Annotated in this window: 15 protein-coding genes, 1 tRNA gene and 1 other annotated feature; all 16 genes read right to left on the bottom strand. The window is 43.9% G+C overall.

What is annotated here, in order from left to right; all coding sequences use genetic code 11:
* Nucleotides 1-11 precede the first annotated feature (11 nt).
* The 16 genes from leuB to sdhA all read right to left on the bottom strand — a co-directional run bounded on the left by leuB (nucleotide 12) and on the right by sdhA (nucleotide 14,951).
* Entirely contained in the window at nucleotides 12-1,121 is a 1,110-nt protein-coding gene (leuB, locus tag ES017_RS04505; protein WP_171334815.1) for a 3-isopropylmalate dehydrogenase, read from the bottom strand.
* A 16-nt stretch (nucleotides 1,122-1,137) separates the two neighbouring features.
* Nucleotides 1,138-2,682, bottom strand: a complete 1,545-nt coding sequence (locus ES017_RS04500) for a 2-isopropylmalate synthase (protein ID WP_171334814.1) — start codon at nucleotides 2,680-2,682, stop codon at nucleotides 1,138-1,140.
* The gene (gene ilvC / locus ES017_RS04495) at nucleotides 2,669-3,694 is read right to left on the bottom strand and encodes a ketol-acid reductoisomerase (RefSeq protein WP_021093837.1); all 1,026 of its coding nucleotides are present in this window, start codon (nucleotides 3,692-3,694) and stop codon (nucleotides 2,669-2,671) included. Before ilvC ends, ES017_RS04500 begins: the two co-directional genes overlap by 14 nt.
* A 21-nt stretch (nucleotides 3,695-3,715) precedes the next feature.
* Entirely contained in the window at nucleotides 3,716-4,234 is a 519-nt protein-coding gene (ilvN, locus tag ES017_RS04490; protein ID WP_035062890.1) for an acetolactate synthase small subunit, read from the bottom strand.
* Nucleotides 4,231-5,949: an acetolactate synthase large subunit gene (gene ilvB, locus ES017_RS04485; RefSeq protein WP_009361779.1), complete on the bottom strand. Its 1,719-nt coding sequence runs from the start codon at nucleotides 5,947-5,949 to the stop codon at nucleotides 4,231-4,233. The genes ilvN and ilvB overlap by 4 nt, the downstream gene beginning before the upstream one ends.
* A gap of 66 nt (nucleotides 5,950-6,015) precedes the next feature.
* Nucleotides 6,016-6,273: a binding site (T-box leader), on the bottom strand.
* 12 nt (nucleotides 6,274-6,285) lie between these two features.
* Nucleotides 6,286-7,188 carry a branched-chain-amino-acid transaminase gene (ilvE, locus tag ES017_RS04480; protein WP_009361780.1) on the bottom strand — a complete coding sequence of 301 codons (903 nt, stop codon included), beginning with the start codon at nucleotides 7,186-7,188 and terminating at the stop codon, nucleotides 6,286-6,288.
* Nucleotides 7,189-7,451: 263 nt separating this feature from the next.
* Nucleotides 7,452-7,525, bottom strand: a tRNA-Arg gene (locus tag ES017_RS04475).
* An 80-nt stretch (nucleotides 7,526-7,605) separates the two neighbouring features.
* The gene (locus ES017_RS04470; RefSeq protein WP_075039004.1) at nucleotides 7,606-8,118 is read right to left on the bottom strand and encodes a metallophosphoesterase family protein; all 513 of its coding nucleotides are present in this window, start codon (nucleotides 8,116-8,118) and stop codon (nucleotides 7,606-7,608) included.
* Nucleotides 8,115-8,726 carry an XTP/dITP diphosphatase gene (locus tag ES017_RS04465; RefSeq protein WP_021093834.1) on the bottom strand — a complete coding sequence of 204 codons (612 nt, stop codon included), beginning with the start codon at nucleotides 8,724-8,726 and terminating at the stop codon, nucleotides 8,115-8,117. Before ES017_RS04465 ends, ES017_RS04470 begins: the two co-directional genes overlap by 4 nt.
* Nucleotides 8,723-9,490, bottom strand: coding sequence for a ribonuclease PH (rph, locus tag ES017_RS04460; protein WP_171334813.1), 768 nt, complete (start codon nucleotides 9,488-9,490; stop codon nucleotides 8,723-8,725). Before rph ends, ES017_RS04465 begins: the two co-directional genes overlap by 4 nt.
* 93 nt (nucleotides 9,491-9,583) lie before the next feature.
* Nucleotides 9,584-10,630, bottom strand: coding sequence for a GerMN domain-containing protein (locus ES017_RS04455; RefSeq protein ID WP_003396450.1), 1,047 nt, complete (start codon nucleotides 10,628-10,630; stop codon nucleotides 9,584-9,586).
* A gap of 91 nt (nucleotides 10,631-10,721) precedes the next feature.
* Nucleotides 10,722-11,519, bottom strand: a complete 798-nt coding sequence (gene racE / locus ES017_RS04450; protein WP_003396452.1) for a glutamate racemase — start codon at nucleotides 11,517-11,519, stop codon at nucleotides 10,722-10,724.
* 110 nt (nucleotides 11,520-11,629) lie between these two features.
* The gene (locus ES017_RS04445; protein WP_035044920.1) at nucleotides 11,630-11,845 is read right to left on the bottom strand and encodes a helix-turn-helix domain-containing protein; all 216 of its coding nucleotides are present in this window, start codon (nucleotides 11,843-11,845) and stop codon (nucleotides 11,630-11,632) included.
* An 80-nt stretch (nucleotides 11,846-11,925) separates the two neighbouring features.
* A complete protein-coding gene (locus tag ES017_RS04440; RefSeq protein ID WP_003396472.1) occupies nucleotides 11,926-12,375 on the bottom strand; it encodes an acyl-CoA thioesterase in 450 nt (149 codons plus the stop codon).
* Between the two features lie 57 nt (nucleotides 12,376-12,432).
* On the bottom strand, nucleotides 12,433-13,194 hold the full coding sequence (sdhB, locus tag ES017_RS04435; RefSeq protein WP_009361787.1) for a succinate dehydrogenase iron-sulfur subunit: 762 nt from the start codon (nucleotides 13,192-13,194) through the stop codon (nucleotides 12,433-12,435).
* Entirely contained in the window at nucleotides 13,191-14,951 is a 1,761-nt protein-coding gene (gene sdhA, locus ES017_RS04430) for a succinate dehydrogenase flavoprotein subunit (protein WP_021093829.1), read from the bottom strand. The genes sdhB and sdhA overlap by 4 nt, the downstream gene beginning before the upstream one ends.
* Nucleotides 14,952-14,965 lie beyond the last annotated feature (14 nt).

Below are 14,965 nucleotides of genomic sequence, written 5' to 3'. Positions count from 1 at the left end.
CTCAATCCCTCCTACACATATACTTGCATAATTCGTTCAATCGCTACATCATCTAAAATGGCATCTTTTACTTTTTCGACCATTGCTGTCGTCGATAATACACAATCACCTTGTTGGGCAATGTCTGCGGTACGATATCCCGCATCCAACACCTGCTTAACAGCTCGCTCGATGACATCGGCCTCTTCTGTCAATCCGAACGATAAGCGAAGCATCATCGCTGCTGATAAAATCGTTGCAAGCGGATTCGCTTTATTTTGTCCAGCAATGTCTGGAGCCGAACCGTGAATCGGTTCGTATAATGCAGGCCCGTCAACAGACAAGCTTGCCGACGGAAGCATGCCGAGCGATCCTGTTAACATCGATGCTTCATCGCTTAAAATATCGCCAAACATATTTTCTGTGACAATCACATCGAACTGTTTTGGCGAACGAACGAGCTGCATAGCCGCATTATCGACAAGCATATGTTCAAGTTGAACGTCCGGAAAACGCTTAGCGACTTGTTCAGCTACTTCCCGCCACATGCGACTTGACTCTAACACATTCGCTTTATCAACAGAGGTGACTTTTTTCTTCCGCTTTTGTGCAAGAGTAAAAGCAAACGTGATGATGCGCTCGATTTCTGCTCGTTTATAAAACAACGTATCAACAACCGTTTCTTCTCCTTTTTCCACACGTCGTTCACTCGGTTTTCCGAAATATAAACCTCCGACTAACTCCCGAACGATAACAAAGTCGGCTCCTTCAATCACATGTGATTTTAATGGTGAAGAAGCTGATAAGCTGTTATAAAACGTCACCGGACGAATATTTGCAAACAAGTTCATTTCTTTCCGAATTTGCAACAGTCCTTTTTCAGGACGAACGTGCGGCGGATGACTGTCCCATTTCGGTCCACCAACAGCACCAAGCAATACCGCATCGCTTTGTTTACACATTTGAAGCGTTTGTTCTGGAAGCGGAGTTCCTTCATGGTCAATCGCTTCTCCACCGATCAAACCGTATGAAAAATGAAACGTATGTCCGAAACGATCACCAATCGCTTGCAAAACTTTTACCGCTCCTTTTGTCACTTCTTTTCCAATGCCATCCCCAGGCAACACAGCGATACGATACATAAAACATCCCCCTTTGTTATTGCGCGGCAAGCGCTTGTTCTTCTTTCATTTTCTCAATGACAAACATGCGATTGACGGCGTGAATATATGCTTTGGCTGATGCTTCTAGCACATCTTGTGCCGTTCCACGCCCGCTTGCTTCTCTACCATCGAGCGATACTTTCACATATACTTGCGCTAAAGCATCACGTCCGCTTCCAACGGATTCAATGCGATAGTCAAGCAACGTCACCGGCAATTGCAGCGCTTTTTCTAAAGCGTTATATAGCGCCTCGACGCTACCAGCCCCCGTTGCTGCTTCTTGAATGTCGTTTCCTTCTCCATCTTTCAACACGACAACTGCTGTTGGAATTTGATTTGTCCCGTACTGCACTTGAATCGAACATAATTGATAAAAGTTTTTATACGTATCTAGCTTTTCATCTAAAATAAGGGCGATTAAATCATCATCGGTAATATCTTTCTTTTTATCTGCTAAATCTTTAAAACGAACGAATAAACGATTCACTTCTTCTTCTGTTAACGAATAACCAAGCTCTTGAATGCGTGTGCGAAACGCATGGCGTCCCGAATGTTTTCCGAGCACCATCGAATTCGATTGCACGCCAACAAGTTGCGGAGATATAATTTCATACGTTGTTTTTTCTTTTAACACTCCATCTTGATGAATGCCTGATTCATGGGCAAAAGCGTTTTTACCAACGATCGCTTTATTTGGAGGGACAATCATTCCTGTTAACTTGCTTACGAGGTTGCTCGTTCGTTTAATCTCTTGCAAGTTCAAGCGCGTCTCAGCTTGGTAGTAATCTTTGCGAATATAAAGCGCGACCGCCACTTCTTCAATTGCCGCGTTTCCTGCTCTCTCGCCAATGCCATTAATCGTTCCTTCAATTTGCGTCGCTCCCGCTTCAATAGCCGCAAGCGAATTGGCGACAGCCATTCCTAAATCATCGTGACAATGAGCAGACAAGCTAATTTTTTCAATATTCCGAACATTTTTCTTTAAAAAAGAGAATATGTCGCCATATTGTTTCGGAGTAATATAGCCGACTGTATCTGGAATATTAATGACGTTCGCTCCTGCTTCGATCACTCGTTCGATAATCGTCGCAAGAAACGGAAGATCGCTTCGACATGCATCTTCTGCTGACCATTGTACAATCGGAAAATATTTTTTCGCATAACGAACAGACTCAACGGCTGTTTCAATCACTTGTTCTGGTGTCATGCGCAATTTATATTGCATATGAATAGGTGACGTTGCGATAAATACGTGTAATCGTGGTTCCGCTCCGTCTTTTAACGCCTCCCACGCCGCATCGATGTCGGACTGAACAGAGCGAGAAAGACCTGTAACCGAACAGTTGCGAACGGTTTGAGCGATCGCTTGAACGGCTTGGAAATCACCTTTTGATGCGGCAGGGAATCCCGCCTCGATGATATCTACACCGAGGCGTTCTAACTGCCGAGCAATTTCTAGCTTTTCATGCAAGTTTAAATTGACGCCTGCAGACTGCTCTCCGTCACGCAACGTCGTATCAAAAATGTTAATTTTTCGCACCGACCGTCACCACATCTTTCTGTTTAGCGTTGACAAACGGCATCATTTTACGTAATTCGCGGCCAACAACTTCAATTAAATGTTCGTTTTCGCGGCGGTTAATCGCGTTAAACTCCGGACGATTCGCTTGATTTTCTAAAATCCAACCTTTTGCAAACTTCCCTGTTTGAATGTCTTCGAGCACTTTTTTCATTTCTGCCTTTACTGCGTCGTTAATGATGCGTGGACCTGTAACAAAGTCACCCCATTGTGCTGTATCAGAAATAGAATAACGCATGCCTGCCAAACCGCCTTCGTACATTAAATCAACAATGAGTTTTAACTCATGTAAACATTCGAAATATGCGATTTCCGGTTGATATCCCGCTTCAACGAGCGTTTCAAATCCTGCTTTGACAAGGGCAGTCAACCCGCCGCAAAGAACCGCTTGTTCACCAAATAAATCCGTTTCTGTTTCTTCTTTGAATGTCGTTTCAATCACGCCTGCTCGAGCCGAACCGATCGCTTTTGCATACGCGAGCGCTATTTCTTTCGCTTCGCCGCTTACATTTTGATATACAGCAATTAACGCTGGTACACCTGCTCCTTCTGTATATGTGCGACGAACTAAATGACCTGGTCCTTTCGGTGCAACTAAAAAGACATCCACATCGCTCGGTGGGACAATTTGGTTAAAATGAATATTAAACCCGTGTGCAAACACGAGCGCATTTCCCGGCTGTAAGTTTGGTGCAATTTCTTCTTTATACACTTTCGGCTGATGTTCGTCTGGAAGTAAAATCATTACAATATCCGCTTGCTTTGTCGCTTCATCCACTGGCAAGACGACAAATCCATCTTGTTCTGCTTTTTCCCACGATTTCCCTTTTCTTAATCCAATGATAACATCAACGCCGCTATCGCGAAGGTTTTGCGCGTGGGCATGACCTTGAGATCCGTATCCGATAATCGCTACTTTCTTCCCTTGAATGTAAGCTTCGTTTGCATCGCCATTGTAATATACTTTTACCATAATAAAATCCTCTCCTTTAATTTAAATGATGAATAGTGATTTATTTGTTGATGATGCGCGTTGTGAACCGCGCGGAAACGCTGTTGTTCCTGTTCTTGCAACTTCCTTTAATCCGTATGGCTTCAATAAGTCGATGAGCGCATCAATTTTTTCTGGCTCACCTGTTACTTGAACGACAAGACTATCGCGGGCCACATCGACAATCGCTGCACGAAACGGTTCAATCAATGTATAAATTTCGCCACGCGTCGCCGGTGTAACCGCTACTTTAATTAAAGCAAGCTCTCGAACGATAATCGCTTGATCGGTAATATCGACAACTTTTAACACATCAATTTGTTTGTTTAATTGTTTTGTAATTTGTTCAGCAATGCGCTCATCATCTACATTGACGACAAACGTCATGCGTGAAACACCTTCTGTTTCCGTATGACCAACTGTAATGCTTTCAATGTTGTAATGTCGCTTCGTAAACAAACCTGTAATGCGATTTAATACACCCGGACGGTTGTTTACTGTCATTGTAATAATTCGCTTCACCATTTCACCCCCACCATCTCATGAAGTCCTTTCCCAGGAGCTACCATCGGATAGACGTTTTCCCCTGGATGAACATGAAAATCAAGTAAAACTGGTGCATTTGTCGCAAATGCTTCTTTCAATACGTATTCTGCTTCTTCTTCCGTCGTTGCGCGCATCGCTTTCATGCCGTATGCTTCCGCTAACCGAACGAAATCCGGTTGATTCGGAATGAGTGAATGAGAATATCTTTTTTCGTAAAAAATTTCTTGCCATTGACGCACCATACCGAGCGCTTGATTGTTCACGATGACAATTTTAATTGGCAAATTCAACTCTTGAATAACCGATAGCTCTTGTAATGTCATTTGAAACCCACCGTCACCAACGATCGCTACAACCGTCGCTTCTGGTTGTGCCAATTGAGCGCCAATTGCCGCTGGCAAGCCGAATCCCATCGTTCCAAGCCCACCGGATGTAACCCAACGATGTGGCTGTTTAAATTTATAATATTGGGCGACCCACATTTGATGTTGACCGACATCTGTCGTCACAACCGCTTCACCGTTTGTATATTCGTGAATCATTTCAATGAGCCGCTGCGGTTTGAGTACGCCTGGTTCGCGTTTGTACATGAGCGGATATTCGCGTTTCCATTCGTTTAACTTGTTCAGCCACTCTGATACATCTGGTCGCTTTCCGTTTTGTTCAATTAATTGAATGAGTGCTTCTTTCGCATCCCCAACGATCGGAATTTTTGTTGGCACATTTTTTCCAATCTCTGCTGGATCGATATCGATGTGAGCGACCGTTGCTTTTGGTGCAAAATGCGCTAAATTTCCAGTCACCCGATCATCGAATCTTGCGCCGACATTAATGAGCAAATCACACTCATACAATGCCATATTTGCTGTGTACGTTCCGTGCATTCCTGCCATTCCGAGAAATAGCGGATGGTCGGCAGGAAATCCACCAAGTCCTAAAAGCGTATGAATCACAGGAATATTTTGTTGTTCGGCATATTGTTTTAACTGCTCATGGGCGTTCGCATGGAGAACACCTGCTCCAGCTAAAATGACCGGGCGTTTTGCTTGGCTAACGGCTTCAACAAGCTTGCGAATTTGCAAATGGTTCGGTTTTGTTGTCGGCTGATAACCCGGCAACTGTACGTCTTGTTCGTAATCAAACTCCGCTTCAGCAACGGCCATATCTTTTGGAATATCGATTAATACAGGACCTGGGCGCCCCGTTGTTGCAATATGAAACGCTTCTTTAATGATTTTTGGCAGCTCGTGTATGTCGCGTACTTGGTAACTATGTTTTGTAATAGGCATTGTAATTCCTAACACATCCGCTTCTTGGAAGGCATCTGAACCGATGACATTTGATGCCACTTGCCCTGTAAAGACGACGAGCGGAATGGAATCCATCATTGCATCTGTTAAACCTGTCACGATATTTGTCGCACCCGGTCCAGATGTAGCGATGACGACACCAGGTTTTCCTGAAATGCGAGCATATCCTTCCGCTGCATGAATGGCGCCTTGTTCGTGACGTGTTAGCACGTGGAATACGCCTGATTCATAAAGCTTGTCGTAAATCGGTAACACAGCACCTCCCGGATACCCGAAAATCACTTTCACGTTTTCTGCTTTGAGCGCTTCAATTAACATGAGCGCCCCACATAACGTTTGCTTTTTTGCTACTCTTTCTTTCACTTTCATATTCGCTGCCATTTTTTCACCCCTAAAAAAATGTGAAATAAGAAAAGCCTTCTCACCCCTCCATCGGTCCACGTGGACCAAAGGGGCGAAAAGGCTTGCATCCTTCCCGCGGTACCACCCTTCTTCGTGGCAAAGCCACCTCAGGAGCACGCGACGATCGTCGCAGCGCTCGTTTTAATAACGAGTGACGTGCACCCGTCCGTCCCTACTAGAACGAATCGTTCAAGACGGCGCTCCGAGGGGAGTTCACTAACGGAGACATCACCGGTTTTCAGCTTCCCCGGCTCTCTGTAGATGCCCGACCCGCTAGCTACTTATCCTCTTCAACGCTTTTTTCTTATTTACTTGTCATCCTGCATTCACATTTTGTGTAGCATACACTTTTACGCCTTCTGAAACGACTCGTTTGCGAAACTCTTCTAACAATCGTTTTGTATGTTCGCCCGGTACACCGTCGCCAATGACACGACCATCGACTTTGACGACCGCAATGACTTCTGCTGCGGTTCCTGTTAAAAATACTTCGTCTGCCGTGTACACATCATGACGAGTGAACGGTTCCTCTTTAACGACATAGCCGAGGTCTTTAGCGATGTCCATGATCGCATCGCGCGTAATGCCTTCAAGTGCCCCGACATATCCTGGTGGTGTATATAACACGCCGTTTTTGACGATAAATACGTTATCTGCTGAGCCTTCAGCGACATATCCTTGGTCGTTGAGCATGAGCGCTTCGCTGACGTTTGCTAAATGCGCTTCAATTCGCACTAATACGTTGTTTAAATAGTTTAACGATTTTACTTTCGGACTTAGTACATCTGGTCGATTTCGTCTCGTTGCTACAGTAACGACCTCAATGCCCGTTTCATATAAATGTTTTGGGAAGATTGCCAACGGTTCAACAATGACGACTACTTGTGGCTTCGGACATTTGTATGGATCAAGTCCAAGGTCACCGACACCGCGCGACACGACCACGCGAATATAAGCGTCTTCAAAGCCGTTTTTTTGCACCGTCTGGACGATAATATTTGTTAATTCTTCTTTTGTGTACGGAATGTTCAATAAAATAGATTTCGCTGAATTGTATAGGCGGTCAATATGTTCTTTCATGCGAAACACGTTGCCGCTGTACACGCGAATGCCTTCAAACACCCCATCCCCATAAAGAAAACCGTGATCGTATACAGAGATTTTCGCATTTTCTTTTGTGACAAATTCATCGTTCAGAAAAATCCACTGTTCACTCAATGTTTTTCCCCTCTTCCCCTGTTCGCCGTCTCTTGCTTCTTATGTTGATTGCGACTTTTGTTAGATTTATTTGAAAATTATCATACGACCATTTACCAAAAGAGTCAATACTATTTCATCGAATTTTTTGATTATTTCGATTAGTTAAAATGTTATGTATCCGCTTACATAATTGATATATCAAGGAAAAGAAAGGGTATAAAAAATTTTGAACATTTTTTGACTAATAAAAAAGCCCCTTGCTTGTGCAAGGGGATTACTAGCGTCCCAGGAGAGATTCGAACTCCCGACCGACGGCTTAGAAGGCCGTTGCTCTATCCAGCTGAGCTACTGGGACATATGATCTTGGTTTGGACAATTGTTATTGTAATGATGTTTATGAAAAAAGTCAATAGGGGCGGCGGAATTTTCTTGCCCCTATTGTGTTTTGTATATGCTCGTTAAATCATGAAGGAGTTGGCCGTCGATGTTGTAAAAATGTACGGTTATGTTTGTTTCGTCTATATGAAGCATAGCATATGTTTTTTCACGACGCAGACGCGGTAAATAAATGCTTCCTGGATTAATGAAAAGGACGTCATCGATTTGTTCACATCCTGCAATGTGCGAGTGACCGAAGCAAACGATGCGTGCCCCGACTTCTTTTGCTTTATAATATAGGTTCATGAGCGTCATTTTGACGTTGTACAAGTGACCATGTGTAATGAAAAAGCGAACACCGTTCACATCTTCAACAAGATCGGTTGGAAAACGACGTTCATGGTCGCAATTTCCTCGCACAACAAGCATATGTTGCAACGCTTCATGATCGCTCATCAACTCCGAGTCACCGCAATGAATGATTGCATCGACATGTTGTTTATGACGTGAAACGATTGTTTGTAATTCAGTTGTTAATCCGTGGCTATCGCTTATGATTAATACGTTCACGACTCATTCCCCTTTTCAAACAGCTTGTCCCATATGCTCAAAAGATGTTGTAACGCCTTTGCCCGATGGCTTATTTCATTTTTCTCCTCTTTTGTTAATTGGGCCATCGTTCGTTGTTTTTCAGGCACGTAAAAAATCGGGTCGTACCCGAAACCGTTCTCACCTATTGGCTCTTCTGTAATATAGCCTTCGCACACACCGTCTACCGTCGTTGTTTCCCCGTTCGGTTTTGCAACAGCTAACGTGCAATGAAAACGGGCGGTTCGTTGTTCAAAAGGCACACCTTGTAACTTTGTAAGCACTTTTTCAATGTTTGCTTGATCGTCTTTTCCCTCGCCAGCGTAGCGAGCCGAGTACACGCCCGGCTCACCGTTTAGCGCATCGACGATTAAACCAGAATCATCTGCAATGACGACTTCATGAAGCATATTCGCAATCGTCGTTGCTTTTAATATCGCATTGTCTGTAAACGTCGTTCCCGTTTCTTCAACATCCGGTATGTCATCGTAGTCAAGAAGCGAACGAACGTCGATTCCTTTTTTCGCAAACAATTGTTGAAACTCGGCTACTTTTCCTTTGTTTTTTGTAGCAATGATCATCCGCTTCACTTTGCTTCTTCCCCTTCCGAACGATGTTGCATAATTTGTTCCGCAAGGGAACCGAGCGCTTCTTTTTGTCGAGCAATCAGCTCGTGAATGCCTTTTTCAGCAACCGTTAATAAATCGAGCAACTGCTCGTATGAAAATGTCGCTTCTTCCCCTGTTCCTTGAATTTCAACAAAGCGCCCCGAGCCTGTCATGACAATATTCATATCGACATGTGCTTTTGAATCTTCAACGTAATTTAAATCTAAAATAATGCCATGCTCTTCATCTATTCCGACTGATGTGGCAGCTAAAAAATCTGTAATCGGGAGCGTCGGTATTTTTTTTTCTTCGACCATTTTTCCAAGCGCCAACGTCATGGCGACAAATGCCCCTGTAATTGACGCTGTGCGCGTTCCACCGTCCGCTTGAATGACATCACAATCAATCCAAATCGTTTTTTCCCCTAATTTTTGCAAATCAACAACAGAACGAAGCGCCCGGCCAATAAGCCGTTGAATTTCCATCGTTCGCCCTGACAACTTTCCTTTGCTTGCTTCGCGAATGTTTCGTTGCTCGGTTGCGCGCGGAATCATCGCATACTCCGCAGTAATCCACCCTTTCCCGCCTCCGCGCATAAACGGCGGAACTTTATCTTCAATACTTGCTGTACAAATGACTTTCGTATCGCCAATTGCAATGAGCACCGAGCCTTCCGGATGTTTTAAATAGTTCGGTTCAATATGTACGGGACGAAGTTCGTCATTTGTTCTGCCATCTACTCTCACACAAAATCCTCCTCAATATATGATCACGAAATAAGAGGCAGGAACACTGCCTCTCGACGATGAATCTTTATATAGTATAGCAAAAAATTGGTTTCAAAAACTACCTGTGTTCACATTTTGCGGTCTTGTTACCGGTTCTGATAACGGTTTTCCACTTTCATCAACTAATTCTGCTTTTCCGTTTACTGTAATCGCTACACTTTCTACCCCTGGTTGTTCAGTTAATGATAATACTAAACAATTGAGCACATGAGTCGACACAACATTTTTCTCCACGCTACCGTAAATCGCTTCGTTAAAGTTTAACGTCACTTTCCCATTTTCGTATTTCGGTGCTTCTAACAACTTCGCATCTGCTTGCAAATCACTTAACAGCCCTGAGCCGTAGCTTGGCCCTTTAATCAACTCATTCACAACAGCCGCTAACTCATCTTGCTCGCTATTTGGTACGCGACGTGTAACTGGCACATAATACGTCTGTTTGCCGTCTTGCGCTAAAAAGTAGACGATGACCGGATGCGTATTTGTAATATCAACAACACCGTTCGTTTCAATGTTAATTCCATCGTCTCTGCTCAGTTCGTCGCTAATTGGTGTTCCGTTGACCGGCATAACATTTTGATCATGGCCGTTCATGCGAATTTTTACACGTTTTACATTATCAAATTGTGTTACTGTCCACGTAATAGCTTGTAAAATGCGCTTTTCATCTTCAGGGCGATAATTCGCAAATTCTTTTGAAAAATCAACGACGAGCGTACCATCTTGTTTCAAATTGACGCTTAACACTTGCGTGTCAGCCGGTAGCACTGCGCGAAATCCGTTCGGAAGCAACTGTGAAATCGGACCGTTTTCTACTAAATATTCGAGCACTTGTTTAGCTGCCGCATTCGTTTTTGGCAACGCAAATGTTTGCGGAACGACAAAACCGTTTTTATCAATCAAATATAATTCGCGTTGTACCGTCTCTGTCGCTTTTTCTTTTTCTGCCGTTTCTTGCTCTTGCAGCGCCTTCTCATCTTCTACGTATGTTACATCTTTTGGCGGATCAATTTCCTTTGTTGCTTTTTCACCTCCAAATAGCCCACATCCTGATAACATAAAGATAAACATTGTTACAATGACCCACGCACGGCGCATGGACTCCCCTCCTCACACGGTTTGTACTACTATGTATACGAGCCGTCCAAAAAAATAGAACAAAAAAACCCTTCGCTATATGCGAAGGATTTTACGATAATTGGATCGTTTCGACATGTTCAATCGGATGACCAAACCATTTCGATGCAATGTGTTGAAACGTTTCTTTTGGTCCGGTTGTTAAAAATATATGCTTTCGACGTTTATTTCCAGTGTACAACAAACCGCTATGATGCAAAATCGTGCTCACTTCCCGCGCCGTTTCATCGCCAGAACAAATGAGCTTCACGTCATCCCCCATATATTGTTGAATAAGTGGGCTGAGTAAAGGATAATGTGTGCACCCTAAAATGAGTGTATCAATTGGCCGATTTTTTAATGGCTCAAGCGATTGAGCAACAATTTGCTTCGCTTCCTCCCCTTCAAACTGTCCACTTTCAACTAAGGGGACGAATTTCGGGCACGCTAAACTCTCCACGTTTACATCGCTATTAATTGACTTTAATGCCTGTTCGTATGCTCCGCTCTGTACTGTCCCGATCGTACCAATGACGCCGATATGATAATTTTTCGTCATTTTTAACGCGGTGCGAGCGCCGGGATGGACGACGCCAATGACAGGAATATGAAGCGCATCCCGAATTTCCTCAAGCACAACCGCCGTTGCTGTATTACAGGCGATCACAAGCATTTTGATGTCGTAGCGGAGCAAATAATCGGTCATTTCCCACGTAAACTGTCGAATTTCTTCTCGTGGTCTCGGACCGTACGGACAACGTGCCGTATCTCCTAAATATACAATTTGTTCTTTTGGTAGCTGGCGCATGATTTCACGCGCAACCGTTAATCCACCAACACCCGAATCAATCACTCCAATTGGTCTTTCCAATGTATTCGCCTCATTCTTTGTTGATGTATGACAAAACATCTTTCATTATAACACACATCAAATCAATAGAAAACCGGCTTGCCTAAACTAAAAAGGCGAGCCGGTTCTCTTTATAGTTCAAGTTCTCCCATTCGAAGCAATTCAACAACAGCTTGTGAGCGCCCCTTTACCCCAAGCTTTTGCATCGCATTCGAAATGTGGTTGCGAACTGTTTTTTCGCTAATGAATAGTTCACTAGCAATTTCTTTCGTTGTTTTGTCTTGCAGCAACAGTTCAAATACTTCCCGTTCCCTTTTTGTGAGCAGCGGCTTCTGATTCAATTGGATAACCCTCCTTGCTTTTACCAGACCTAAACGGATGGGTATATATTTAGTCAACATATCGTATGCAAGAAAGGGTTGAACGGTTACATGTTTTCTATTAATCGCGCACGGGCGCTTTCGTCCCAAGGCACCCCTTTACCTGTCGTTTTCGACATTTGAACCATCGTCCCACGACCTGTAAATGCGATTGCTCCATTTTGTTTTTTTCCAACATAATGTAAATCAACAGAAGAATTCCCAATATGAGCAACCTTCACCCCGATTTTTAGCTGCTCACCAAAGTATACTTGTTGTAAAAAATCACATTGTAAGTTGGCGACGACTGGAATGGCATCTTGTTCTTTTCCAACCCAGTCACCCATAAAACCGAGATGCTCAAAAAACGCGATGCGCGCTTCTTCAAAATATACGAAAGGCACTGTATTGTTTAAATGTCCAAACATATCCGTTTCAGAAAAGCGGACGCGCACCGGATGAAAAAAGGAAAAGCGCTGCTCCCATTCTTTCACGTCATCAATATAAGATATTTTCAAATTTCTCCCCCCTATATATGAAACATAAGGCCGACTCTTTAAGAGCCGACCTTTTTGTTACACTTCATCGCTACCGAAGAAATTGCGGAACATTTGAATCGTTGCTGCGCGGTTCAATGCCGCAATAGACGTTGTGAGCGGAATGCCTTTCGGGCAAGATTGCACGCAGTTTTGTGAATTTCCGCAGTTCGCTAATCCACCATCACCCATAATCGCTTCAAGACGCTCCGCTTTATGCATTGCTCCTGTTGGGTGAGCATTAAATAAACGCACTTGCGAAAGCGGTGCTGGACCGATAAAGTTTGATTTACTATTCACGTTCGGACAAGCTTCTAAACATACACCGCACGTCATACATTTAGATAGCTCATACGCCCATTGCCGTTTGCGCTCTGGCATGCGCGGTCCTGGACCTAAGTCGTACGTTCCATCGATTGGAATCCATGCTTTTACTTTTTTCAACGAATCAAACATGCGGCTACGGTCGACTTGCAAGTCGCGAATGACAGGGAACGTGCGCATCGGTTCTAAACGAATAGGCTGTTCAAGCTGATCAACAAGCGCCGTACACGATTGACGCGGCTTGCCGTTAATCACCATCGAACAAGCGCCACACACTTCTTCTAAACAGTTCATTTCCCAAGCAACAGGCGTCGTTTTTTCCCCTTTCGCATTGACCGGATTGCGCCGAATTTCCATGAGCGCCGAAATAATGTTCATATTCGGACGATACGGAATGACAAACTCTTCTTCGTAAGGGGCTGTATCCGGACGGTCTTGTCTTGTGACAATAATCCGAATCGTTTTATTTTCGCTCATGATTTCACTTCCCCTTTCTTTTTCGTATAGTCGCGCTTGCGCGGTTTAATGAGTGATGTATCCACTTCGCGATAGTGGAATGATGGCCCGTCTGGCGTGAAGCTTGCCATCGTTGTTTTTAACCATTCTTCATCGTTTCGCTCAGGAAACTCTGGTTTATAGTGCGCTCCACGGCTTTCGTTACGGTTGTAAGCGCCAAGCGTGATGACGCGAGCTAGCTGCAACATGTTGTAAAGCTGACGTGTGAACGACGCACCTTGGTTGCTCCATTTCGCTGTATCGTTAATGTTAATGTTCTTATAACGCTCAAGCAATTCTTGAATTTTTTCATCTGTTTTTAATAGTTTATCATTATAACGAACGACTGTGACGTTATCTGTCATCCATTCACCAAGCTCTTTATGCAAGACGTAGGCGTTTTCTGTGCCGTCCATCGCCATAATTTGCGCCCATTTTTCTTGTTCTTGTTTTAAATAGCGTTCATATAACGAAGAAGGCATTGCATCTGCTGATTTTTCAAGCCCTTTCATATATTCAACTGCTTTTGGACCAGCTACCATTCCACCATAAATCGCAGATAATAACGAGTTCGCACCGAGACGGTTAGCGCCGTGCATCGAATAGTCGCACTCGCCTGCCGCAAACAATCCTTTAATGTTTGTCATTTGATCATAATCAACCCATAATCCACCCATTGAATAGTGGACAGCTGGGAATATTTTCATCGGTACTTTTCTTGGATCTTCACCCATGAACTTTTCATAAATTTCAATAATGCCACCTAACTTAATATCAAGCTCTTTCGGATCTTTATGCGATAAATCTAAATAAACCATGTTTTCGCCGTTAATACCGAGCTTTAAGTCGACACACACATGGAAAATTTCACGCGTCGCAATATCGCGTGGAACGAGGTTTCCGTAAGCCGGATATTTTTCTTCTAAGAAATACCACGGTTTTCCGTCTTTATACGTCCAAACTCGTCCGCCTTCTCCACGCGCTGATTCACTCATTAAACGAAGCTTATCATCGCCCGGAATAGCTGTCGGATGAATTTGGATAAACTCTCCGTTTGCATAATATGCACCTTGTTGATATACGATCGATGCTGCTGAACCGGTATTAATGATGGAGTTTGTTGACTTCCCAAAAATAATCCCTGGACCACCTGTTGCCATGATGACCGCATCTGCTGGGAACGCTTTAATCTCCATCGTTGTCAAGTTTTGTGCGACAATTCCGCGACATACTTGTTCATCATCTAAAACAGCACCTAAAAACTCCCAACTTTCATATTTTGTCACTAAACCAGCGACTTCGTGACGGCGCACTTGTTCATCAAGCGCGTAAAGAAGCTGCTGTCCTGTCGTTGCCCCTGCATATGCAGTACGGTGATGCTGCGTTCCACCAAAGCGACGGAAATCAAGCAATCCCTCTGGCGTACGGTTGAACATGACACCCATGCGATCAAGCAAATGAATAATGCCTGGGGCCGCTTCACACATCGCTTTTACTGGAGGTTGATCCGCTAAAAAGTCCCCACCATATACTGTATCATCGAAGTGTTCCCACGGAGAGTCCCCTTCTCCTTTTGTATTGACCGCACCGTTAATGCCACCTTGTGCACAAACAGAGTGAGACCGCTTCACAGGAACTAATGAAAATAAATCTACTTTTACGCCTGCTTCGGCAATTTTAATTGTTGCCATTAAGCCGGCAAGACCCCCACCAACAACGATAATTTTTCCTTTACTCATGTCTCCTCACTCCT

This window comes from Anoxybacillus sp. EFIL, from assembly GCF_013096955.1.
In the GTDB taxonomy this organism is placed as follows: Bacteria; Bacillota; Bacilli; order Bacillales; family Anoxybacillaceae; genus Anoxybacillus; species Anoxybacillus ayderensis.
The sequence above is the reverse complement of the archived record's forward strand: the minus strand, read 5'-3'. Positions and strand labels throughout refer to the sequence as shown.